Raw genomic sequence first — 23,605 nt, forward strand, 5'->3', positions numbered from 1 at the left:
CTCGCTTACGCTCGCCCTTGACATCATCCAACAGAGTGCATAGATGTAAATATTATACAAAACCAAAGAAGGGAGAATCTAACTTAAAAAAGCTGCAAAAATTGTCTTGACAATGGGGAGCATTATAGTTGTATCCTTCTGCCTCTTCCATATAACTCAAATCTTCTCTTTGGAGGTTTTCAATAAGGGCTAAAACCGCAGAATCATTATCATCTATATCAACAATAATACAGGGTATAGTACTAAGCCCTGCCATAGTCGCAGCTCTAAGTCTCCTTTCACCTGCTACAAGCTCATACATATTAGTTGATATTTTCCTCACATTGATAGGTTGAATTACTCCATATTGTTTAACCGATTCACATAGTTCTTCCATAGATAATTTGTTGAACTGCTTTCTGGGTTGATATGGGTTTGGTCTTATGTTCTCAATATTCACATAAGTAATGTTTTTTTGTCCTTCTTCTTTCTTTGGTTTTGTAACCTGTAACCTGTTTTCTAACATTGGGCACCATCCTTTGTAAATTAATTTTGTATTTATCCTTAGTTAAACTTGAATTAACTTCCATTAAAAGTTAATTAACTTATAAAGGAAATATTCGCCCGCTGCTTTTTAATTCCTTTTTTTTTTAGGAAGAATCGTTCGTCCAAATGCGCTATATTACTGCATTTTGAGACTTATATCAGTGGATCTTTTGATGGTTTGCCTGATTTTCTCGGATATTTTGTCGGAGTTTGTCTAAACTTTTTTATGATGACGACATTTCTTTTAATATCACTAAAAGGAAGAGTGAATTCCAAGATATCCTCAATTTTTCCCCCAAGTATATCCAATGCTTTTTTAGAGTTTTCAATTTCCTCTGTGCTGCTTCCCTTCATAGCAATAAAAAGTCCCCCGACCCTGACAAAGGGAAGACAATACTCCAATAAAACAGGCAAGTTTGCTACTGCCCTTGCAGTAGATATATCATACTTTTCCCTGTAGTCTGAAGCTATACCCTTGTCCTCGGCCCTTGAATGTACAGCTGATATTTCTTTAAGACTGAGCTTTTCAATAACTTCATCTAAAAACTTAGTCCTTTTTTCAAGGGAGTCCATCAACTTTATCTTAATATCCGGAAAGGCAATTTTTACAGGTATTCCCGGAAATCCTGCTCCTGTACCAACATCAATCAATGTTGATTTTTTATCTTTAATAATAGGGCATATGCTGATAGAGTCTATAAAATGCTTTAATATTATCTCCCTGTCGTCTTCTATGGCAGTGAGATTCATTTTACTATTCCATTCCTTCAAAACATCCTTATATGTAAAGAATTTGTCAACCTGCTCTTCATTAAGATCCACACCAAAGCCGGATGCTCCTTCAATCAAAAGCTCACGTAAATCCAATTCCCTTTTATCCATCATAAAAACTCTCCTATTTTTATGCTTTTTGCCTTCTTCTTTGTTCTAGGTACACAAGCAGTACCGAAATATCCGCAGGAGAAACTCCCGAAATTCTCGATGCCTGTCCTACCGATTCAGGCTTAATCTTATTAAGCTTCTGCCTTGCCTCAAGCCTAAGTCCTTTTATATCATCATAGTTTATATCTTTATCAAGCTTTTTTTCCTCAAGCTTCTTAAACTGCTCAACCTGCTGCATTTGTCTTTTTATATAGCCTTCATATTTTACTGATATCGATACCTGCTCTCTTACTGCGAAGCTCAATTCAGGCCTGTTTTCATCTATTTCTCCCAAGGATTCATAATCAAGCTCCGGCCTTCTTAGAAGATCTGCAAGCTTAACGCCGCTTTTTATAGGGGTACTATTATACTTTTTAAGAAAGTCATTGACCTTCTCAGTAGGAGCAATATTGGTCTTATTTACCCTATTGATTTCTTCTTCTATAAGTCTTCGCTTCTCTTCAAACTTTCTATATCTTTCCTCGGATACCAGACCAACCTTGTATCCTATGGGGGTAAGCCTCAAATCAGCATTATCCTGTCTTAATAGAAGTCTGTATTCAGCTCTCGAAGTCATCATCCTATAGGGCTCGTTTGTTCCCTTTGTAACAATATCATCTATCAAAACTCCTATATATGCATGGGAACGATCAAGGATCAAAGGCTCCTGGCCCCTTATCTTTCTTGATGCATTTATACCTGCTATAATTCCTTGAGCTGCAGCTTCTTCATATCCGGAAGTTCCATTTATCTGTCCTGCCGTAAAAAGTCCTTCCACATTTCGAAGCTCTAAGGAAAGACTTAGCTGTGTAGGATTTATGCAGTCGTATTCTATAGCATAGGCACTTCTCATTACCGAAACGTTCTCAAGCCCTGGGACAGATCTCATCATCTGGATTTGCACATCCTCCGGAAGGCTTGTGGACATACCCTGCAAATACATCTCCTGGGTATTAAGCCCCATAGGTTCTACAAAAACCTGATGGCTTTCCTTGTCCTTAAACCTTACAATCTTGTCCTCTATGGAAGGACAATATCTGGGGCCTATTCCCTCTATCAAACCTCCAAAAAGAGCAGATCTGTGAAGATTCTCTTTAATTATTCTGTGAGTTTCACTGTTGGTATATGTAAGATAGCAGGATACCTGTTCTTTATTTATCTCTTCCGTCTCAAAGGAAAAGGGAATAATTCTTTCATCTCCCGGCTGTTCCTCCATCTTTGAAAAATCAACGCTTCTTTTATTTACTCTGGCAGGTGTACCGGTCTTAAACCTCAGCAATTCAATTCCTAATTCCTTCAAGCTATCCGAAAGCTTATTGGCGGGAAATAGCCCGTCCGGGCCTCCGCTGTAGCTAACGTCTCCAATGATTATCTTACCTTTAAGATATGTTCCCGTCGTAAGAATCGCAATCTTGCACTTATATACTGCTCCTGTATGGGTTTTTACACCCGTTACTACTTTTTTACCTTCAACTTCCTCATATAAAATTTCAATTATTTCAGCCTGCTTTATATCTAGGTTTTCCTGATTTTCAAGAGTATTTTTCATCTCAATCTGATAGCTTCTTCTATCCACCTGAGCGCGCAATGAAAAAACCGCCGGTCCCTTTGCGGAATTTAATATCTTAGATTGAATAAAGGTTTTATCGGTGTTCTTTCCCATTTCACCGCCTAAAGCATCAATTTCCCTCACAAGGTGTCCCTTTGCAGTACCTCCTATGTTTGGATTGCAAGGCATATTAGCAATGCTATCCAGATTTATAGCAAATACAACCGTTCTGACACCTAGTCTTGCACAAGCAAGAGCCGCTTCACAGCCGGCATGTCCTGCCCCGACAACTGCAACATCATATTCCCCAGCTACAAATTCCATACTCTATCCCTTCCAAACATTATTTATTTTCCCAAGCAAAATCTGCTGAAAATTTCATGCATTACATCCTCGCTTACCGATTCTCCCGTTATTTGCCCTAAATAATCAGCGGCATCGGTAACATCTATACTAACAAGATCAAGAGTCATTGAATTTTCTATAGCATCCATTGCCCTCTCAATACTTGACACTGCCCTGTCAATAAGATTTTTATGTCTTATGTTGGTAAGCAAAACCTCTTCATTTATATTTACCTCTCCCTGTACAAACAATTCAGTTATTGCATTTTCCAATTCACTTATACCCGTGCCTTCCTTCATTGAGGTTTTAATATATTTTTTTCCTTTCAGGAGACTTTCAATCCTATTAATTTGATTTTCATCCACAATATCCGTTTTATTTATCAAAATTATTAACTTTTTATCCCCAAGCATGGTTAGTATTTTGTTGTCTTCTTCATCCATTCCCCTTTTGGCATCGATCATCATTATAATAAGATCAGCCTCGTCTATGGCTCTATGAGTCTTTTCAACCCCAATTTTCTCAACAACATCTTCTGTTTCTCTTATACCTGCAGTATCTATTATCCTCATAGGTATGCCATTTATATTAATATACTCTTCTATAATATCCCGGGTGGTTCCGGGTATATCGGTAACTATAGCCCTGGATTTGCCGGAAAGCTCATTTAAAAGAGATGACTTTCCCACATTGGGTCTTCCGATTATTACTGCATCGATTCCTTCCCTGATAATTCTTCCTTTTTCAAACCCTTTAATTATATCGTAAAGCTTTTCTTTTACTTCTCCTATCTCCTTATATATCATCTGGCCTGTTATCTCTTCAATATCATGCTCCGGATAATCAACTGTCACTTCGATATGAGCTAAAAACTCAATAAGCTTGCTTCTTGCAGCTTTAAGCTTTCGAGATAGTTTTCCCTCAAGCTGACTTATAGCCGCCTTAGAACTCTCATTGGTTTTAGAGTTTATTAGGTCAATTACCGCTTCAGCCTGAGAAAGATCAATTCTGCCATTTAGAAATGCCCTTTTTGTAAATTCCCCGGGTTCGGCAAGCCTAGCACCTTGATTTATGCACAACTCCAGTATATTTTTTAATACTATCAGCCCACCATGGCAGTTTATCTCCACCACATCTTCCCTTGTAAAGGTTTTTGGCTTTTCCATCTTTGAAACGAGGACTTCATCAAGTATATTACCGTTTTCAGGATTAATAATTTTTCCATAGTTTATGGTATGGGATCTAATAAGCTTAAAATCCTTCTTCCCTTGAAATATTTTTTGCGCTATTTCAAAAGCTTTATCTCCGCTTATCCTAATAATACCCACACCACCTGTACCATGGGGCGTAGATATTGCAGCTATTGTATCTTCTTTATACATCAGGCTTCCTCCAAATTATATACAGTACTTTTATTATAACACTTTAGTTCAAAGAAAATTTTTCGTTTGAATAAAATTTTCTTACATCAGCAGTGTTTCTACGAATAAAATAAACTGCAAAAAATGGTTCAAGAAAAATTTATCTTGAACCATTCTAAAGGTCTAAATCATTGGCACATATAATATTTTTTCTTTCTGATTTGCTTTTTCTAAATCCAACTTATTTTAAAGCTATAATCACTTTCCTGTTCGGCTCTTCACCAACACTGTATGTTTGTACATACTTATGATTTTGAAGGGAAGAATGTATGACCCTTCTTTCATATGGATTCATCGGTTCAAGAGTAATATTCTTTTTGTATTTAATTACCCTGTCAGCCAATCGATTAGCAAGCTTTACCAGGGTTTCTTCTCTCTTTTGCCTGTAATTCTCAATGTCAATAACAAGCCTTTTATAACCTTCTTTGCTTTTATTAACAACAAGACTGGTCAGATATTGCAGTGAGTCTAATGTCTCTCCTCTTCTTCCGATTATTATTCCTATGTCATCCCCCTGTATCTTAAGGAGAATAGTATCTTCATCCTCTTCAACTAAAACGTCTGCACTTACCTTCATTTTACTGAATATATCCAGTAAAAATTTTTTTGCCTTTTCTCCACTTGTCTCCTTCAAAGTGACCTTTACCCTTGCCAGTTTACTTCCTATCAGCCCGAATATGCCTTTAGTCCCTTCTTCCAAAACTTCTATTTCAACACTATCCTCGCTTGCATTCAACTCTGCAAGAGCTAGATCTATAGCTTCCCTAACCGTCTTAGCGGACTTTTCTACAAACTGTGGCATTTAACTATCTGAGTCCTCCTTCTTTTTCATAATAAGTTTATTTATTAAATACTGTTGAATTATCTGAAAAACATTACTTGTCAACCAATACAATCCCAATGCTGCTGGAGCCTGAAATGAAATAATACCTGTCATTATAGGACCAACAAACAACATACTCTTATTCATTGAAGTAGACATATCATCTTGCTTCTGATTCTTTGAGTTTTTTGAATTTTTTGAGTTCTGAGTTCTCACCATTATCATCTTGCTTGAAATATAAGTCGAAACAACTGCGAGTATTGGTATTAACAATAACGGTAGATAAGTTGCCACATCTTCAGTAAAATTCAATTTTGGAATCTTACCCAAATCAAATTTAATAAAACCTAGATTTTCAACCACATCAAGCTTTCCGCTTCTTAATGCAGCTTCTATTTGAAAGTATATATTCTTCATGTTTATTTGAGGTAACCCATTGGTCGCCTGGTTCAACTGATTTACCAAAGTCTCTATCTGTTCTTTGGTCATATTAAACATATAAGTAAGAGGTTCTCTTATAACATAATACAATGAAAACATTATTGGCAGCTGAATTAAAGTGGGCAAACAACCACTGGTAGGACTAAAATTATGTTCCTTGTATATCTTCATCATTTCCTGACTTTGCAGCTCAGGATCGTTCTTGTACTTTCTCTGTACTTCCTGTATCAAAGGCTGTATTTCCTGCATTTTTGCAGATGATTTGTACTGCTTTATAGTCAAAGGCAATAATAATAATTTAACAAATATTGTAAATAAAATAATTGCAAGTCCATAACTGCCAAAAGTTAAATTTTCGTAAATAAAAACCAATATCTGTCCTAGAAATTGCGAAATAATACCCATTTCTTTTTTTCCCCTTTTGTTATTTAACCGGATCATACCCTCCAGGATGAAAGGGATGACATTTCAATATCCTCTTTATTGCCATAAAACCACCCTTGATTATACCATACTTGCTTACAGCATCAATAGCATACTGTGAGCAAGTAGGATAAAATCTACAACTGGGTACAGCTTTAAGAGGAGAAATCCATTTTTGGTATAACCTAATTATATATATTACCCATCTTTTAAACAACACCATTTCTCCTGTTCGAACACCTCAAGCTTTTTTAGCAAGAACTTCATTTCTTTCTTAATATCCAAAAAAGCAGGCATTTGTTCGCTGCTTCTTGCTACAAAAACAAGGTCATACCCATTTTTTATAAACTCTTCGTAGAATCTGTAACTTTCTCTAATATGTCTTTTTATTCTGTTCCTCTTAACGCTTTTCCCGAATTTTTTTCCTACAGTTATACCTAGTCTATTTATACCGAATCTGTTTTTCATAACATATAGAACAATATTTCTTCCTGCGTAAAATTTGCCTTTTTTATATAGCCTTAGAAATTCGGTGTTTCTTTTTATTGGAACAGTATTTTTCATCGATTCTCCTTAAAATTCTTTAGCGATTTAAATAAAAAGACCACATTTATGCGGTCTTACGCTGAAAGAACTTTTCTTCCTTTCAATCTACGCCTTCTCAATACTTTTCTACCATTTGATGTTTTCATTCTTTTTCTAAAACCATGTTCCTTTTTTCTTTGTCTTTTCTTAGGTTGATATGTTCTTAACACTGCAAACACCCCCAATCTTTCCCTATAAATTGTTATATCAAATTTTAAATTATAAACTCACCCTGTTAGCAAATCCATCTTACATTAAGGTCTAAATATCAACTATAACGAGAAATACCCTATTGTAATTGTAATTCACTAAAAATACCTTATCAATTATATATTAAATCAATTATCAATGTCAAGAAACTATTTTTGTGGATAATTATAAATTGATTTAATTTTTTTGTGGATATCTTTTCGTTTTTTTATTGAATATTGCCCTAAAGTCTGATAATATATTAAATGCCTGTTGATAACTCACAATTTATCAACAGAAAATGTTAATAACTTTGTTAACAACCTGGTTAAAAATATTTTAATATTTTTGCTATTTTTTTGCTATTTTATTAAATTATATTTTTTACCATTATATTATATGTTATTTTGAAAAACTTATACAAAATTATTTCAATTAAATGCTTAAGTTGCCTTTATTTTGTCAAAGATTTTGTATATGTATAATTTTAACTATAACATATTTTTGTCTTTGTCTGATTTTTAAACCAATGATAAATTGTTTTATAAACTATAGACAATTGCTATTTATATAGCATAACATTATTTTCTTTATTTTTTTGATGGTTTTGGAGGAGTTTATGAATATCCAATTAAACGAAATATGGCAAAAGACTTTAGGGTTATTGAAAAACGAGCTTACAGAAATTAGTTTTAATACATGGATTAAGACTATTGATCCAATGTCTTTGACTTCCAATACTATAAACCTCGCTGTACCTGCTGATTTTAACAAGGGAATTCTTGAGTCAAGGTACCAGGCCCTTATAAAGAATGCCATAAAACAGGTTACTTTTAAAGAATATGAAATTGCATTCATTGTGCCTTCGCAGGACAATTTAAACAAGATGGCAAAGCAAGCTGAAAATACCAACAACAGTGAAGATTCCACTTTATCGATACTGAATCCAAAATACACATTCGATACTTTCGTTATAGGAAATAGTAATAGATTTGCTCATGCTGCTGCACTGGCTGTAGCTGAAGCACCCGCAAAGGCATACAATCCTTTATTCATTTACGGAGGAGTTGGACTTGGAAAGACCCACCTTATGCATGCCATTGGGCATTACATTTTAGGACAGAACGCATCCCAAAGGGTTTTGTATGTTTCCTCCGAGAAATTTACCAACGAACTTATTAATGCTATCAAGGATAATAGGAATGAGGAATTCAGATCTAAATATAGAAATATTGATATACTTCTTATAGACGATATACAATTTATTGCCGGCAAGGAAAGAACCGAGGAAGAATTTTTCCATACATTCAATGCTCTTTATGAAGCGAATAAACAGATAATTCTATCCAGTGATAAGCCACCAAAGGAGATCTCCTTAGAGGACAGATTAAGATCAAGGTTCGAATGGGGCTTGATAGCGGACATGCAAGCACCGGATTTAGAGACTAGGATAGCAATATTGAGAAAAAAAGCTCAGCTTGAGAACCTCAATGTTCCAAACGATGTAATGGTATTTATTGCCGACAAAATTGCATCAAACATTAGAGAACTTGAAGGTGCATTAAACAGAGTTATAGCTTATTCTTCTCTTACAGAAAATGAGATTACTGTTGACCTGGCCAACGAAGCATTAAAAGACATATTATCAGCAAACAAGACAAGAGTTTTGAATTGTGTAACAATTCAAGAAGTAGTCGCCAGGTATTTTGATATACGACCGGAAGAATTTAAATCAAAAAAGAGGACAAGGGACATTGCATATCCAAGACAAATTGCAATGTATCTGTGCAGAGACCTTACCGATATGTCCCTTCCTAAAATCGGAGAAGAATTCGGAGGAAGAGATCATACTACTGTAATACATGCCTGTGACAAAATAAGTGAAGAAATAGAAAGTAATTCCGAAACTAGACGGGCTGTGAATGAAATAAAAAGAAATTTACTGGGGAAATAGATTTATATTTTACTTAATTTAATTTTTATTCACAAATTCAATGCAATATTTTTTTTAATTGAAAAGATATCAACAGAAATTGTTGATATGGGGACAACTTCATGTGGTCAATTTGTGTACAACCTTATTAAAGTTTAATCATTGTTAAAGCTGTTGATTATTTGATACAACATATCTACAATTTAGTAACAGGTCAAATCAATTCATTCTTCTGGTTTAGACTTACTTATACACAATATCAACAGCACTTATTACTATTATTACTGATTTTATTATTATTACTTTATATAAAAAACAGGACATAAAAAAACAGGAGGCTTTTTCGAATGAAGATAATTTGTTCTAAAGAACAGCTGCTAGAGGGAATCAATATCGTACAAAAAGCAGTATCAACAAAAACTACCTTACCTATACTGGAAGGAATATTGCTTGAAGCACATGATGAATTTAAAATGACCGGGAATGACCTGGAATTAGGAATAGAATGTTTTATCAATGCCGACATTATGGAAAGAGGGTCTATCGTTTTGAATTCCAAGATGTTCGGAGACATAGCAAGAAGATTGCCCGATTCAGAGGTATTGATCGAAGTTAAAGAAAACAATACCGTTATAATAGAGTGCGACAATTCCCATTTTGAATTAAGGGGTATGCCATCTGACAGCTTTCCTGCATTGCCTTCAATCGAAAGACAAAATATACTCAAAGTAAGTCAAAAAGCAGTCAGAGACATGATAAGGCAGACATTGTTTGCTGTAAGTACTGACGAAAACAGGCCAATACTTACAGGTTCATTAATACAATGTATTGAAAATGAAATCACCTTTGTTTCTATAGATGGATTCAGAATGGCTGTAAGAAAAAGCATCAACAATGAGGGTTTTTCAGAATTTAGTGTTGTTGTACCCGGAAAGACACTTAACGAAATAGTCAAAATTCTTCAACCGGTTGACGAAGAAATCAGTATATATAGTTCTCATAACCAGATATTGTTTGAAATTGGAAATTGTAGAGTTGTATCAAGACTCTTAGAAGGCGAATACTTAAACTATAAAAGTATTATACCAAAGGAATATGAAACCAGTGTACGATTAAAAACCGAAGACCTCTTGTCAAGCCTTGAAAGAGCATCATTGATTACTGCAGATGAGAAAAAGTATCCGGTTAAATTTAACATTAGTGATGATAAAATCATCATTACTTCCAATACTGAGATAGGTGCAGTAAGAGAGGAAGTTAGAGTTGAAGTAAACGGCAGCAACATGGATGTTGGCTTTAATCCTAGATATTTTATCGAGGCACTTAAAGTTATAGATGATGAGGAAATTGATATATATTTTAATTCGAGTATCGGTCCATGTACAATAAGACCCCTTGAAGGAGATAACTTTGCGTATATGATACTCCCCGTAAGAATAAAAAATGACTAGAAGGTGTTCATATGGAAAATGTTAAGATAAGTACTGAGTTTATCAAACTGGATCAGTTTTTGAAATGGACAAACGTAGTTTCTCAAGGCTCTGATGCAAAATCATTAATATGTTCCGGTTTGATAAAAGTAAATGACGAGATTGAGGTACGAAGGGGAAGAAAGTTAAGAATAGGAGACATTATAGAAGTAAATAGCAAGAAATTCCAAATAGTTTGATTTTTTTGGAGGTCTTTTATTGTACGTTGATAAAGTATCGCTTAGGAATTTTAGAAATTATAAGGACGAGACTATAGAATTTTCTAAAGATTTAAATATTATTTATGGCCAGAATGCTCAAGGAAAGACAAATATAATTGAGTCTGTATTTTTATGTGCTTCCGGTCGCTCCCATCGCACTTCAAAAGATGCAGAACTGGTTAACATCGATGCTACAGGCTTTAGCATTTTACTTGAGTTGCAGAAGGCCGAAGACAGAAAAAATATAGGAATTGAATATGAGCGCGGTAAGAAAAAGATTATAAAAATAAATGAAATTCCTATTAAAAAAATCGGTAATTTAATGGGTAACTTACTGGCTGTAATATTTTCGCCTGAAGATATATTAATCATAAAAGAAGGACCTTCTCAGAGAAGGAGATTTATTGATATTACGTTATGCCAACTAAAACCCTCATACTTCTATGACTTGCAGCAATATAACAAAATACTTTTGCAAAGGAATGCATTACTTAAAGAAATACAATTTAGGAGAAATCTTTTAGATACTCTTGAAGTATGGGATGATAAAATAGCCGAGCTTTCTTCAAGAATAATGATAGCAAGAAATGAATTTATTGGAAGGTTATGTGAAATAGCTAAGAAAATTCACTTTAAGTTGACGGATGGCAGTGAAACTATGGAAATTAAGTATTCGTCGTCCATAGATATAAATAATTTTTCAGATGTCTCACAATTAAAAGATGAATTCATAAGACAGTTCAGTAATGTCAGAGCATCTGAATTAAAAAGGTGCATAACATTGATAGGTCCTCATAGGGATGATTACGAAATGTTGTTAAATGGCTTAAGTTTAAAAACCTTTGGATCTCAGGGTCAGCAAAGAACATCAGTATTATCACTTAAACTGGCTGAAATAGAGATTATTAAAAGTGAAACTGACCAAAATCCTGTACTTCTACTTGATGATGTAATGTCAGAACTGGATTTTAAAAGAAGAGAATTTTTACTGGAGAATATAAGAAATATTCAAACTTTTATTACTTGCACGGATAAAGATTTATTTGAGAATAGAAATTTTGGAGATAATTTATATATAAGGGTTGAGACAGGAAAAACTTATTATTAAAAAATGTATTATAATGGGTTTATTGTTATTTGTAAATAAAAAATTTGCAGTTTGTATTAATATGGGATAAAATAAATAGATTGATAGAAGAAAATTTTTTTACACACGAAAAATTTTCTTTGAACTAAAGTTATAAATAAAAAGCAATAGTATTTGCTGGCTGGAGGAATAGTATGTTTTTGCATATTGGAGGAGATCGTGTAGTACCTATAAAAAATATAATTGCTATTTTAGACATGGAAACCACAACTATATCTAAAGATACAAAGGAATTTTTGGCTATAGCAGAAGAGGAAGGTTTTATACAGACTATTTCATCAGATATACCAAAGTCGTTTATAATTACTGAGATAGATAAAAAGAGCATTATTTATCTTTCGCCGATTTCTTCAATCACATTACAAAAACGTGCAGGGTATTTGGATGACTTTACAAGGTAGGCAAGGAATATATAAAGATTTTTGGATATAATTTTGCCACTGTAAATATAGGAGGGAAAAATGCAAGAGATTAATAATGAAATAAATAGGTATGACGAAAGTAATATACAGGTTTTGGAAGGGCTTGAAGCTGTACGAAAAAGACCTGGAATGTATATCGGAAGCACCTCTTCAAGAGGATTACATCATTTGGTATATGAAATAATGGACAATAGTATAGATGAAGCTCTTGCTGGATTCTGTAATAAAATAAATATTATTATTAACAAGGATAATTCTATTACTAATATCGATAATGGAAGGGGTATACCTGTAGGAATTAATCCAAAACTTGGTATATCAACTGTCGAAGTTGTCCATACAATACTGCATGCGGGTGGAAAATTTGATGGACAGGGATACAAGGTCTCTGGTGGACTTCACGGAGTAGGTGCTTCTGTTGTTAATGCACTCTCCCAATTTCTTGAAGTTGAAGTCTTTCGTGATGGACATGTTTATAAGCAAAAATACGAAAGAGGAAAACCAATAACACCATTAGAGAAAATTGGTGATACTGATGTAACTGGAACGAAGACTACATTTAAGCCTGATCCGGAAATATTTGAGGTAACAGAGTTTGACTTTGAAGTTTTGTTGACAAGATTAAGAGAGCTCGCTTTTTTGAATAAGGGACTCAAAATTGTATTAAGAGACGAAAGACCTGAAGAGCCTATTGAAAAGGAACTTCACTACGAAGGGGGAATAGTCTCTTTTGTAGAGTACATGGACAGAAATAAAGACCCGTTGCATCAAACAATTTACTTTGATGGATATAAAGATGGTTCCTATGTTGAGATTGCAATGCAGTACAATAAGGATGTTTATGTTGAAAATATTCACAGTTTTGCAAATAATATATCAACAGCAGAAGGCGGAACTCATCTTACTGGGTTTAAGACTGCTATAACAAAAGTTCTTAACGATTATGCTAAAAAATTCAACTTTTTGAAGGAAAGTGATAAAAATCTCTTAGGTGAAGATGTAAGAGAGGGTTTGACTGCTGTTGTAAGTGTCAAAATTTCCGATCCTCAATTTGAGGGGCAGACAAAGACTAAGTTAGGTAACAGCGAGATAAGAGGTTTCGTTGAAAGCATAATAAATGAAAAGTTTGCAAGTTTCCTTGAAGAAAATCCGGCAATTACCAAACTTATTCTAGATAAATGTATAATGTCTGCTAGGGCTAGAGATGCTGCAAGAAAGGCACGGGAACTTACAAGAAGAAAAAGTGCTCTTGAATCCACTACACTTCCCGGAAAGCTTGCGGATTGTAGTGAAAGGGATCCGTCTCTTTGCGAAATATTTATTGTTGAGGGAGATTCTGCGGGAGGTTCGGCAAAGCAGGGGAGGAATAGGAGGTTCCAAGCTATTCTGCCTCTTTGGGGCAAGATGCTCAATGTTGAAAAGGCCCGTATGGATAAGGTTTATGGCAATGATAAGCTTACACCGGTTATAACAGCTTTAGGGACAAACATTGGACAAGATTTTGATATTTCAAAGCTAAGATATCATAAAGTAATTTTGATGGCAGATGCTGATGTTGATGGTGCTCATATTAGGACATTGTTATTAACATTCTTTTACAGATATATGACTCCATTGATAGCTAACGGATTTGTTTATATTGCACAACCTCCTCTATATAAGATTACTAAGGGAAAATCAGAGATTTATGCCTACGATGACAATCAGGTTGAGAAAATATTAAATGAAAAACAGTGGAAAAAAGAAGATTGTACCATACAGAGATTTAAGGGTTTGGGAGAAATGAATCCGGATCAATTATGGAGTACTACAATGGATCCTGAAACTCGAACTATTTTGAAGGTTGAGCTGGAGGATGCCATTGCAGCTGATGAGATTTTCACAATATTGATGGGAGATAAGGTTGAACCGAGAAAGGAATTTATACAGGCCAACGCAAAGCTTGTAACTAATCTTGATATATAAAAACAGGGTTATCCCTGTTTTTTTATTTGGTCTCTTGGAATGAAATGAAAGAGGCCAAAGCAAAGGGACTCGATGCCCCGAGCTATTATTGAATCGTAAACTTTAGTATATATAAGTATTTATGATGAAAATTAAAGGTGCATTAACTATATAAATTTGATTTATTAAATTCCGAAGCTTTTGTTTTGGGAAAAGTCAGAACTATACATATTACTAATTAAGATTTACTGTGTTCAAAACGATTAATGAATCTGTATTTATATGATGAATCTGAATTTTTCACATTATATCAAGCATTATAAAAGTAATTTTATGTTTATTGTAAAATATATAGAATCGTTTTCTTATGTTTTGTGACATTAATATGCCTAGAAAATTATTTGTTTGACAATTATATTTAATTACATAATTGAATCAATTTTATAATAAAATATTATTTAGATATTTATTATTAACTATTAAATATAAACTTAATTTGAATATAAAATGTTTCACGTGAAACATTTTATTTATTTGGCCTCTTGGAATGAAATGAAAGAGGGAAAAGCGAGGGGATTCGATGTCTCGAGCTTTTATTTTTTAGCCCCTTGGAGTGAAATAAAAAAGGCAAAAGCGAAAGTACGCGTGGTTCCGAGCTTTTATTTTAGCTTGTTGAATGAAAAGTATGAGAATTAAACAAAGGCATAATTCATTGAGAATTACTCCTTTGTTTTCAAGATTTATATTAATTATTAGACGGATAATGATTAAATCTATATTTGAAAGTCATAAAACCGTGATTTAATTAGTTGGTATATTAAGTAATGTAATATTGAACAATAATAAAAAGTAAATATGTGATAACTTGAATGTAAAATAATCAAAATAGATAATAATTCGTTTGTTAATTAATGAATATATGATATAATTAATTGATAAGTAAACTTATGATCTATAACCTTAATTGGTACTGGTGTATGCAATCCTTTCAGTAAAGTACGTGTATTTCTGCTTATAAAAGTATAGATTATTAATAATGAAGTACACAAGTTTTGCTGAAACTAAATATTGCAGCATAAGTGGGGGAGTGTTGCTTCCACTGAATTTTAAAGTTCTGCTTTACCTTATAAAGGGTACAGTCTATGAATGAGTTTATAGTTTAAGTTTATTGTATTTTTAGTATCGAATGTTGATTGCCAGGGAGTGAATATAATGTCAAAGGTAATTGCAGTAGCAAATCAAAAGGGCGGAGTTGGAAAGACAACTACTGCGGTAAATTTAAGTTCTTGCCTTGCTTATAAAGGGAAAAAGGTGTTGATTCTGGATATTGATCCTCAGGGAAATACAACAAGTGGACTTGGAATTGATAAGAAAAAAATAAGCAAATCAACCTATGATATATTGATAAATGAGGCTGATATAGATGATATATTGATTGATACACCTGTCGAAAATCTTAAGTTATGTCCTTCAAATATAGAATTGGCAGGTGCAGAGGTAGAATTAGTATCTTCAATATCCAGAGAGACAAGATTAAAGAATGCCCTTGAAGCTGTGAAGAATAATTATGACTTTGTTCTCATAGATTGTCCTCCTTCATTGGGACTGCTGACATTAAATTCTCTTACAGCAGCCGATAAAATACTCGTTCCTATTCAATGTGAGTATTATGCTCTAGAAGGTTTAAGCCAACTTATGGAGACTGTGAAGCTTGTTCAAAAACATTTGAATAAGGATTTAGACGTCGAAGGAGTTGTACTAACAATGTTCGATGCTAGAACAAATTTATCAATACAAGTAGTAGAAGAGGTTAAAAAATATTTTAGAAATAAAGTATATAGGACAATAATTCCAAGGAATGTTCGGTTAAGTGAGGCGCCGAGCTTTGGGCTTCCTATAATATTATATGATCCAAAATCAAAAGGTGCGGAATGTTATCTGGAGCTTGCAGAAGAAGTTATAGAATATTCTGAGGAGGAAGTTCAATGAGTAAAAAAGGTCTTGGAAAAGGATTAGGAGCATTAATTTCTGGTGCCGGTGAAGAAGAAAAGGTTGACACTGGCGTTATTGAGGTTAAAATAAATGATATAGAACCGAGTTTTGATCAGCCAAGAAAAAATTTTGATACTGATAAGCTTGAACAGCTTGCAGAATCTATAAAAAAGCACGGAGTTGTTCAGCCAATAATTGTTAGGCGTGAGAATGATACTTATAAAATTGTCGCCGGGGAGAGAAGATGGAGAGCTGCACGTATTGCAGGTCTCACAACGATACCTGTTGTAGAAAAGGATTTAACTGATAAACAGGTTATGGAAATAGCTCTTATTGAAAATATACAGAGAGAGGATTTGAATCCTATAGAAGAGGCAGAGGCTTATCATAAACTCTTGAATGAATTTAAGATGACACAGGAAGATCTGTCCAATTCGATAGGGAAAAGTAGATCCGCTATTGCGAATACTATAAGACTTCTGGGATTAACACAAAAGGTAAAAGAAAAGCTTATTGAAGGAATAATAACAAGTGGACATGCAAGAGCGTTATTGTCTATTGATGATAAAGAGCTTCAGGAAAAAATTTGTGATGAAGTAATTGATAAAAATCTTACTGTGAGACAGGTTGAATTCTTGGTAAAAAAGTGTCTCGCAGATGGAAATAGTAAAGAAAATAAAAGTAATAAAAATGAAAACATAATTAAAGAGGAGTATCTAAAGATTGAAGAGAATTTACAAAATATATTTGGCACAAAAGTAAAATTGATAAACAAAAATAAAAAGGGTAAGATTATGATTGAATACTATTCTGATGATGAACTTGATAGATTAATTGAATTATTAGGTAGTATTGGAAATAAATAGGACGCTCTATTTTCTTCTATAATCGATTGTTTTTAATAAGGTAATATAGAATATCAATTTGAACATTGATTTTGATATAAGCGAATTTAGAGCGTAATATAGTAGGTAGCAATATTTGGTGAGGATTTTAAGTTTAAAGAGAAAAGAATTATTTTATATTTAGTAATAATTAGTTTTAGTATCTATAAATTGAAAATATGATCGTTCGTATAATTATTCTTTTTATAGAATGTTTCACGTGAAACATTCTATAAAGGAAAAAATAACGGAAGACATATTATTTATATTGAATATAAAACATTACGATAAAATGAATATGGGGAAGGGTAGAAGATAAACTTCACTTTATATAAAGAGAAGTAATAATTTATACTATATAGTTTAAGGGCTAAAATGTAATTGCATACTGTAAAAAAAGCAAAGATAAAATACGAATAGGGAATGTTGATGCCATTATCAAAGACAAAAGTATTTTGCTGTATGAAATGAGTTTTTAATAAACTTATTTTTATGAATAACGATGTAATTAGCGTAAATAAGACAAAAATTACAGAGACTATAACGAGGCGATAAATGCCGCCACTTCTATAAGTAGAGAAAGCAGATTTGCTTCTCAGGTGGCAAACTATCATAAGCCTCGTTTAAACACCGCTGGGGAAAAAAGTTCTACAACCGAAAATTTTTTAAACCGAGGTGTTATAATAAAAAATAATGAGAAGGAGTAAGTATGACACTAGAATCTAACACTATAATTGACATAATACAAATGTATAGTCCATTTATATTGGTAGCAAATACAGTTATAATTCTGATACTATTAATAGCATTGCTTATAATCAACAGTAAATTAAAAAAGCTTAACAAAAAGTATAAAAAATTTATGAATGGATCTGATAATAAGAATATTGAACAATTATTAATGGATAATATAAACCTATCAAATGATGTAACCTTAAAGAACAAAGAAATAGAAAACAGAGTAAGTTGTTTGGAAAGAAATTTGCAGCATTGTGTACAGAAAGTTGGAGTAATCAGATATAATGCCTTTGACGATGTAGGTAGTGACTTAAGCTTCTCAATAGCATTGCTAGATGATTATGACAATGGAGTTGTAATAAGCGGGATATATTCTAGGGAGAGTTCAACAACATATGCGAAGAAAATAGTAAATGGAACCTCTAAATATGTACTTTCAGCAGAGGAACTGCAGGCTATATCCGAATCAAAAAAAATGAATTATTAACATTAAATATGATGGGTGAATAAAATGTATAAAAACAAAGAGAGTAAAACATTGTGGGTCTATGCGATAATACTATTTGCTTGTGCGGCTATTGTATTGCTATGGACAGGATATAGTCAGATAAAAATTAATAATGATCTTGAAGAATATCAAAACAGATTGAACGATAAAGAAAATGAAAATAACATGTTTCAGCATAATTTGAGTTCGGCTATTGCTGAAAATGATAGGTTGAATGAAGAAATAAATAATCTGAAGAATAAGTTGACAGCAGCACTAAATGAAAATGAATCCTTAAAAAAAGAAATTTCTGATTTAGAGGATAATAGATCAAACACGATAAATGTCTACGAAGAGGTAATAAAAGCTGATATTGAATATATCGAGGGAAATATAAAAGAGTGCGCAATTATACTACTTGAGATAGACAGCAAAAGCATAGCCGATAAAAATTTACTAATAAAATATAATGATTTAGTTGTCAAAACCTATAGGGACGCATCAGAATTATTTTATTTAGAAGGATATAATAACTATAAGAATAAGGAATATAGAGAAGCGATAGAAAATTTGAATATAGCACTGAAATTATATGATAAAGAGTATTATGCAGACGACTGTTATTATTTTATAGCATACTCAGAGTACAATACCGGAAACTATAGTAAGGCAAAAGAAGCACTTAATACAATTATTGATAATTATCCTAATAGCAGTTATTATAAAGATGTTAAGGATCTTTTAAAAATTATTGAAAAAGAATAAAGGTATATAATGAAGATGTATCATCAATAACTTTATTGTGAAGCAATAGAAAAATAGCAAAAAGTAAATTTCTATAAATTATACAATTAACAGTAAGGAGTAATGATTATGCTTGATATTAAATTGATAAGAAGTAATCCTGAAATTCTAAAAAAGGCACTTCAAAAAAGAAAGGATAACTTTGATGTAGAAGAGCTGTTAAATCTTGATGAGAAAAGAAGAAAAGTGCTTGTAGAAGTTGAGCAGCTAAAAAGTAAGCAAAATGAAAATTCAAAGCTTATTCCTAAATATAAAAAAGAAGGTAAAGATGTAGCATCCCTTATGGATGAAATGAAAAGCCTTTCAGAAAAAGTAAAAGTCTTAGACTCAGAAGTTAGACAAATTGACGATGAGTTAAACGCAATTCTTCTTACGATACCTAATATACCAAATGATAGTGTTCCTATGGGGGACAGTGATGAAGATAATGTGGAGATAAGAAAATGGGGTGAACCTAGGAAATTTGATTTTACTCCAAAGGCTCACTGGGAGATAGGAGAAAATCTTGATATACTCGATTTTTCAAAAGCAGCCAAGGTTACAGGAGCAAGATTTACGTTTTATAAGGGGCTTGGAGCAAGACTTGAAAGAGCATTGATGAATTTTATGCTTGATTTACATGTTGATAAACATGGATACAAAGAAGTATTTCCACCTTTTATGGTACATAGAAATAGTATGATTGGAACAGGTCAATTGCCTAAGTTTGAGGAGGACGCATTTAAAGTCAATGACACCGAGTATTTCTTGATACCAACTGCTGAAGTTCCTGTCACCAATATGTATAGGGATCAGATAATTGATATTAAAGATCTTCCTATAAAGCATGCTGCGTATTCAGCCTGCTTCAGGGCAGAAGCCGGTGCTGCAGGAAGGGATACCAGAGGACTTATAAGGCAGCATCAGTTTAATAAAGTAGAATTGGTGAAATTTACAACACCCGAGACATCCTATGAAGAGTTGGAAAAGCTCACAAAAGATGCAGAAGAAGTATTACAAATATTAGGAATTCCTTATAGAGTTGTGAAGATATGTGTAGGAGATCTTGGCTTTACGGCTGCAATGAAATATGACATAGAAGTGTGGATGCCGAGCTACAACAGATATGTAGAAATATCTTCATGCAGTAATTTTGAAGACTTCCAGGCAAGAAGGGCAGGAATTAAGTTTAGAAGAGGTCCAAATGAAAAACCGGAGTTCGTTCATACCTTGAACGGCTCAGGGGTGGCAATAGGAAGGACAACTGCCTGCATACTTGAAAACTATCAGCAGGAGGATGGATCTGTTGTCGTACCGGAGGCTCTTAGAGAGTATTTAAGGGGTATTAGTGTAATTAAATAATTTGCTATGCACAGGCATTCTTACTTGAAGGATGCCTGTGCTAATATCTAGACCTAGTATCATAGCTTACTTTTTGTTAATATATTAACAAAAAGTAAAGGGACAAAAAAATTACCTTAATAAGGCACAATAAAAGTATTGACAAAGTTCATATGTCATGTTATATTATTTGTTGTCACAAGAAATGGAGAGATGGTCGAGTTGGTTTAAGGCACCGGTCTTGAAAACCGGCGTAGGTGTGAGCCTACCGTGAGTTCGAATCTCACTCTCTCCGCCAATATTTATGAAGTCTCTATTCTATAGAGATTTCAAATTTGGAGAAGTACCCAAGCAGGTCGAAGGGGACGGTTTGCTAAACCGTTAGGTCGGGTAACTGGCGCGAGGGTTCGAATCCCTCCTTCTCCGCCAAAAGAAAGCATTCCATACAATACAATGGGATGCTTTCTTGTTATTTTAGCCTCTTGGAGTGAAATGAAAGAGGCAAAAGCGAAGGGACTCGATGTCCCGGCTTATATTTTAACCTTAACTATCTCAGTAAAAAACTATTGATATAAAAACATATATGTTAGGAGATATTCTTTGCTCTTTTTCGAAGAATTGACCGTACCTTTGTTATATCCCTTTTGCTGTTCTTTGAAACTTTATAGTAAGCAATAACTGAAGGAATAACAAAAAGCTGAAAAACTATCATTGTAATTATATAATTGTTTGGCTCATCAAAATAGGAAGAAATAATGCCTAAAACAATACCTATAAAGGCATTTCCTGAGGAACGGGCAACTCCGTTTACAAAATTGGATATACTAAAGCTTGTTGCCCTGTGCTCGGGTAGGTTTACATCAGTAATAAGAGCAAGCCAGTTGGGGATATTGGCGGATTGAGCAGCGGATGCAAGTATTGAAAGAAGGAATATAGATAGTACCCAGGGATTACGAATTATCTGGCCAAATAAAGAGAGCAAAATAGAAAATGCACCGCCCCCGTCCGGAAGAGTGAGGTTATTTAACGGTATTATAAATATCGATATATAAAGAGGTATGATTAAAAAAATAAGAGATCCTGTAAGGAGCGCTCTAGCCCTCAGCGTCTTTTTCTGCAGTTTGTCACCGAGGTATCCGAAGAAAGTTGATGAAAGTCCTCCAAGCTGAAAGAGGGCGTAAAAGTAGCTTGCAGCTATTATGGATGTATCCTCGCTAAAACCTTGTGCCCTTATCTTGGAAGCATACAGTGTTGGAAGCCATAATAGCGTACCGAGAGTAATATTGAGAAAAAAACCCTGAATCATAAGCCATACATTACTCTTTTTTGTTAAAATGTTTTTAATGCTCAAAAAACTTATATTATAATTGTAACTATCCAGTTCAATTCCTTTAAGCTCTGGTTCTGCTGCGCCCTTTACCGGTTCTTTTATGAAGAAGTACAAAAATATAAAAAGTACACCTAAAAAGGATATAATTATGAAAGGCATACGCCATCCGAATTTGGATGAGACAATGGGAGCCATAATTGATCCTGCAATGCATCCAAAGCCCTGAGAAAGTCCCCACAAACTCATAATAGTGCCAAGAAACCTCTTTGGTACATAATCCGTCAATACACTAAAGCCAATGGTACTATTACATCCAAGACCCAGTCCGGTAAAAATCTGGAAAATAACCAGATGAAAATAACTTTGACTTAAAGAACTAAGAAAAAGCGATACTGACCATATTAGAGTGCCTATGATTATGAGTCTTTTTCGATTGCCTTTGTCCGCAAGATAACCCCAGGCAATACTTGATAATGCAGTAAAAAGTATTGTTATAGCAGAAATACTACCCATAGCAGAAATATGTACATTTATACTGGAGGCTATAGTCGAAAATAAGGGTGGAAAAAGCCCAATAACAGTATAATCAAGAGAGGCAAGAGCAATAAATATAGCAACTGTAAAAATGGTATTTAATCCGGCTTTGGTTTTTGTCATAATATTTATCCCCTTCATATTTATTATATATATAATACATTCTTTAAAAAATTTGTTAAAGTATTATTTATAATTAATAGAAGACTTTTGTTTAGTGAGAATAAATAGAACAATAATTTAATTTCCAAAGAACTCTAATAAAAAAAGATGTATAGGCAACGCAGAAGTGGCTTATACACCTTTTACTTACATATAACTTAATAAATTATATAAGTTTGAACTATAAAATTCATAGCTATAAAATCTTTAGATTATTTTAAGCGGAAATACGCAAATGAATCGTAATAGTCTAAACTGCCATCTTTACGTATAACAAGATAGTTTTCAGCATCTTTTGTCAAAGGTAAAATTATGTTTCCGGAATAAGAAAATTCACACACTTCCCCGGCTTTTAGTTTTTTAATAAAACCATTACTATCTTCAACAGTAGCACGGCAGTTATCCATCAGAGAACCCTCAAATCCATAATCGGTTCCTCCAATTATGCTCATACCGGTAGATGTTTTAGAACCCCATATGTCTCTAGCAAAAGGCAGATACATAAATTCCTCACCGGATTCGATTTTCCCATTTGATACTTTGACTTCAGCAGTAATCATAACAAAGTCAAAGTGAACTGCGTTTGAACCATATCTGATACCGAGGCTCTCAACATCATCAAGAGTAATAGGTTTTACATTTTTTACAGTAAAAGAGTAATCGGCAGAGGCATAAGTATCGATATACTTTTCCCTAGCTGACCAAGAATATGTATCACCAAGCTTTATAGGATCCTCTAAAGTTCCTGCATTCTTACTGGTAGTGTTAGAAGGTTTTGATGTGTTATTAGGCGTAGGTGATGTTTGAGGCTTTGGTGTACTGGTATTATTACCGCTTTCGGATGATAAATAAATGGATTGAGTAGTGCCGTCGAGAATGTTGAAAATTTTGTGTATAAGAGAATGAAAAGACTCCTTCTTGGCAAGAATTACAAAATAATATCCAAGGAGGAGATTTTTTATGTCAACATTATCAAAAGAGCAAGTGAAAGAAATA

21 protein-coding genes, 2 tRNA genes and 1 pseudogene are annotated in these 23,605 nt (G+C 33.6%); 13 read left to right on the plus strand and 11 right to left on the minus strand.

The window, feature by feature from the left end; translation table 11 throughout:
• Nucleotides 1-127: 127 nt before the first annotated feature.
• The 9 genes and pseudogenes from EFD62_RS15520 to rpmH form a co-directional block, all read right to left on the minus strand.
• Nucleotides 128-505, minus strand: a pseudogene (locus EFD62_RS15520) (ParB/RepB/Spo0J family partition protein); the annotation flags it as partial.
• 173 nt (nucleotides 506-678) lie between these two features.
• On the minus strand, nucleotides 679-1,407 hold the full coding sequence (gene rsmG, locus EFD62_RS15525; RefSeq protein ID WP_069196381.1) for a 16S rRNA (guanine(527)-N(7))-methyltransferase RsmG: 729 nt from the start codon (nucleotides 1,405-1,407) through the stop codon (nucleotides 679-681).
• A gap of 19 nt (nucleotides 1,408-1,426) precedes the next feature.
• Complete coding sequence (mnmG, locus tag EFD62_RS15530) at nucleotides 1,427-3,319, minus strand: tRNA uridine-5-carboxymethylaminomethyl(34) synthesis enzyme MnmG (RefSeq protein ID WP_069195384.1); 1,893 nt, start codon at nucleotides 3,317-3,319, stop codon at nucleotides 1,427-1,429.
• Nucleotides 3,320-3,342: 23 nt separating this feature from the next.
• The gene (gene mnmE / locus EFD62_RS15535) at nucleotides 3,343-4,722 is read right to left on the minus strand and encodes a tRNA uridine-5-carboxymethylaminomethyl(34) synthesis GTPase MnmE (RefSeq protein ID WP_128706431.1); all 1,380 of its coding nucleotides are present in this window, start codon (nucleotides 4,720-4,722) and stop codon (nucleotides 3,343-3,345) included.
• 220 nt (nucleotides 4,723-4,942) lie between these two features.
• Nucleotides 4,943-5,563: an RNA-binding cell elongation regulator Jag/EloR gene (jag, locus tag EFD62_RS15540; protein ID WP_069195386.1), complete on the minus strand. Its 621-nt coding sequence runs from the start codon at nucleotides 5,561-5,563 to the stop codon at nucleotides 4,943-4,945.
• The gene (locus EFD62_RS15545; RefSeq protein ID WP_069195387.1) at nucleotides 5,564-6,430 is read right to left on the minus strand and encodes a YidC/Oxa1 family membrane protein insertase; all 867 of its coding nucleotides are present in this window, start codon (nucleotides 6,428-6,430) and stop codon (nucleotides 5,564-5,566) included.
• A gap of 19 nt (nucleotides 6,431-6,449) precedes the next feature.
• Nucleotides 6,450-6,665: a membrane protein insertion efficiency factor YidD gene (yidD, locus tag EFD62_RS15550; protein WP_069195388.1), complete on the minus strand. Its 216-nt coding sequence runs from the start codon at nucleotides 6,663-6,665 to the stop codon at nucleotides 6,450-6,452.
• Nucleotides 6,647-7,012: a ribonuclease P protein component gene (gene rnpA / locus EFD62_RS15555; RefSeq protein ID WP_128706432.1), complete on the minus strand. Its 366-nt coding sequence runs from the start codon at nucleotides 7,010-7,012 to the stop codon at nucleotides 6,647-6,649. Before rnpA ends, yidD begins: the two co-directional genes overlap by 19 nt.
• A 56-nt stretch (nucleotides 7,013-7,068) precedes the next feature.
• Complete coding sequence (gene rpmH, locus EFD62_RS15560) at nucleotides 7,069-7,203, minus strand: 50S ribosomal protein L34 (protein WP_069195390.1); 135 nt, start codon at nucleotides 7,201-7,203, stop codon at nucleotides 7,069-7,071.
• 638 nt (nucleotides 7,204-7,841) lie between these two features.
• Between rpmH and dnaA the strand changes: the two genes are divergently transcribed.
• The 13 genes from dnaA (at nucleotide 7,842) to EFD62_RS15625 (ending at nucleotide 21,012) form a co-directional block, all read left to right on the plus strand.
• Nucleotides 7,842-9,176, plus strand: coding sequence for a chromosomal replication initiator protein DnaA (gene dnaA, locus EFD62_RS15565; protein WP_069195391.1), 1,335 nt, complete (start codon nucleotides 7,842-7,844; stop codon nucleotides 9,174-9,176).
• 326 nt (nucleotides 9,177-9,502) lie between these two features.
• Nucleotides 9,503-10,606, plus strand: coding sequence for a DNA polymerase III subunit beta (gene dnaN / locus EFD62_RS15570; RefSeq protein WP_069195392.1), 1,104 nt, complete (start codon nucleotides 9,503-9,505; stop codon nucleotides 10,604-10,606).
• A gap of 11 nt (nucleotides 10,607-10,617) precedes the next feature.
• Nucleotides 10,618-10,824 (plus strand): RNA-binding S4 domain-containing protein, encoded by a 207-nt coding sequence (locus EFD62_RS15575; protein WP_069195393.1) that lies wholly within the window; start codon nucleotides 10,618-10,620, stop codon nucleotides 10,822-10,824.
• A gap of 19 nt (nucleotides 10,825-10,843) precedes the next feature.
• Nucleotides 10,844-11,953 (plus strand): DNA replication/repair protein RecF, encoded by a 1,110-nt coding sequence (recF, locus tag EFD62_RS15580; RefSeq protein WP_069195394.1) that lies wholly within the window; start codon nucleotides 10,844-10,846, stop codon nucleotides 11,951-11,953.
• 173 nt (nucleotides 11,954-12,126) lie between these two features.
• Nucleotides 12,127-12,393: an extracellular matrix regulator RemB gene (gene remB, locus EFD62_RS15585; protein WP_069195395.1), complete on the plus strand. Its 267-nt coding sequence runs from the start codon at nucleotides 12,127-12,129 to the stop codon at nucleotides 12,391-12,393.
• 60 nt (nucleotides 12,394-12,453) lie between these two features.
• Nucleotides 12,454-14,379 carry a DNA topoisomerase (ATP-hydrolyzing) subunit B gene (gene gyrB, locus EFD62_RS15590; RefSeq protein ID WP_069195396.1) on the plus strand — a complete coding sequence of 642 codons (1,926 nt, stop codon included), beginning with the start codon at nucleotides 12,454-12,456 and terminating at the stop codon, nucleotides 14,377-14,379.
• A gap of 1,191 nt (nucleotides 14,380-15,570) precedes the next feature.
• Nucleotides 15,571-16,347 (plus strand): ParA family protein, encoded by a 777-nt coding sequence (locus EFD62_RS15595; RefSeq protein ID WP_069195397.1) that lies wholly within the window; start codon nucleotides 15,571-15,573, stop codon nucleotides 16,345-16,347.
• Complete coding sequence (locus EFD62_RS15600; protein WP_069195398.1) at nucleotides 16,344-17,216, plus strand: ParB/RepB/Spo0J family partition protein; 873 nt, start codon at nucleotides 16,344-16,346, stop codon at nucleotides 17,214-17,216. The genes EFD62_RS15595 and EFD62_RS15600 overlap by 4 nt, the downstream gene beginning before the upstream one ends.
• Nucleotides 17,217-17,943: 727 nt before the next feature.
• Entirely contained in the window at nucleotides 17,944-18,459 is a 516-nt protein-coding gene (locus EFD62_RS15605) for a DUF4446 family protein (protein ID WP_128706433.1), read from the plus strand.
• Between the two features lie 24 nt (nucleotides 18,460-18,483).
• Entirely contained in the window at nucleotides 18,484-19,224 is a 741-nt protein-coding gene (locus tag EFD62_RS15610) for a tetratricopeptide repeat protein (protein WP_128706434.1), read from the plus strand.
• Nucleotides 19,225-19,332: 108 nt separating this feature from the next.
• Entirely contained in the window at nucleotides 19,333-20,604 is a 1,272-nt protein-coding gene (serS, locus tag EFD62_RS15615) for a serine--tRNA ligase (RefSeq protein WP_128706435.1), read from the plus strand.
• Between the two features lie 186 nt (nucleotides 20,605-20,790).
• Nucleotides 20,791-20,881: transfer RNA gene (locus EFD62_RS15620), tRNA-Ser, on the plus strand.
• A 39-nt stretch (nucleotides 20,882-20,920) separates the two neighbouring features.
• Nucleotides 20,921-21,012, plus strand: a tRNA-Ser gene (locus EFD62_RS15625).
• A 157-nt stretch (nucleotides 21,013-21,169) separates the two neighbouring features.
• On the opposite strand, the gene EFD62_RS15630 is transcribed toward EFD62_RS15625, so the two are convergent.
• Together EFD62_RS15630 and EFD62_RS17655 are read right to left on the minus strand one after the other, a co-directional pair.
• Nucleotides 21,170-22,570 carry an MFS transporter gene (locus tag EFD62_RS15630; RefSeq protein ID WP_128706436.1) on the minus strand — a complete coding sequence of 467 codons (1,401 nt, stop codon included), beginning with the start codon at nucleotides 22,568-22,570 and terminating at the stop codon, nucleotides 21,170-21,172.
• 251 nt (nucleotides 22,571-22,821) lie between these two features.
• On the minus strand, nucleotides 22,822-23,605 hold a 784-nt coding region (locus EFD62_RS17655; protein ID WP_162302526.1), incomplete at its 5' end, for a hypothetical protein.

The sequence above is a fragment of the Acetivibrio mesophilus genome, assembly GCF_004102745.1.
GTDB lineage: Bacteria > Bacillota > Clostridia > Acetivibrionales > Acetivibrionaceae > Hungateiclostridium > Hungateiclostridium mesophilum.

Excerpts from the sequence above, each read along its gene's own strand:
- EFD62_RS15595 (WP_069195397.1), top strand. The coding sequence starts at position 15,571 with ATGTCAAAGGTAATTGCAGTAGCAAATCAAAAGGGCGGAGTTGGAAAG.
- EFD62_RS15600 (WP_069195398.1), top strand. The coding sequence starts at position 16,344 with ATGAGTAAAAAAGGTCTTGGAAAAGGATTAGGAGCATTAATTTCTGGT.
- EFD62_RS15605 (WP_128706433.1), top strand. The coding sequence starts at position 17,944 with ATGACACTAGAATCTAACACTATAATTGACATAATACAAATGTATAGT.
- EFD62_RS15630 (WP_128706436.1), bottom strand. The coding sequence starts at position 22,570 with ATGACAAAAACCAAAGCCGGATTAAATACCATTTTTACAGTTGCTATA.
- dnaA (WP_069195391.1), top strand. The coding sequence starts at position 7,842 with ATGAATATCCAATTAAACGAAATATGGCAAAAGACTTTAGGGTTATTG.
- serS (WP_128706435.1), top strand. The coding sequence starts at position 19,333 with ATGCTTGATATTAAATTGATAAGAAGTAATCCTGAAATTCTAAAAAAG.
- jag (WP_069195386.1), bottom strand. The coding sequence starts at position 5,563 with ATGCCACAGTTTGTAGAAAAGTCCGCTAAGACGGTTAGGGAAGCTATA.
- EFD62_RS15610 (WP_128706434.1), top strand. The coding sequence starts at position 18,484 with ATGTATAAAAACAAAGAGAGTAAAACATTGTGGGTCTATGCGATAATA.
- mnmG (WP_069195384.1), bottom strand. The coding sequence starts at position 3,319 with ATGGAATTTGTAGCTGGGGAATATGATGTTGCAGTTGTCGGGGCAGGA.
- gyrB (WP_069195396.1), top strand. The coding sequence starts at position 12,454 with ATGCAAGAGATTAATAATGAAATAAATAGGTATGACGAAAGTAATATA.
- EFD62_RS15575 (WP_069195393.1), top strand. The coding sequence starts at position 10,618 with ATGGAAAATGTTAAGATAAGTACTGAGTTTATCAAACTGGATCAGTTT.
- rnpA (WP_128706432.1), bottom strand. The coding sequence starts at position 7,012 with ATGAAAAATACTGTTCCAATAAAAAGAAACACCGAATTTCTAAGGCTA.
- dnaN (WP_069195392.1), top strand. The coding sequence starts at position 9,503 with ATGAAGATAATTTGTTCTAAAGAACAGCTGCTAGAGGGAATCAATATC.
- mnmE (WP_128706431.1), bottom strand. The coding sequence starts at position 4,722 with ATGTATAAAGAAGATACAATAGCTGCAATATCTACGCCCCATGGTACA.
- rsmG (WP_069196381.1), bottom strand. The coding sequence starts at position 1,407 with ATGGATAAAAGGGAATTGGATTTACGTGAGCTTTTGATTGAAGGAGCA.
- EFD62_RS15545 (WP_069195387.1), bottom strand. The coding sequence starts at position 6,430 with ATGGGTATTATTTCGCAATTTCTAGGACAGATATTGGTTTTTATTTAC.
- remB (WP_069195395.1), top strand. The coding sequence starts at position 12,127 with ATGTTTTTGCATATTGGAGGAGATCGTGTAGTACCTATAAAAAATATA.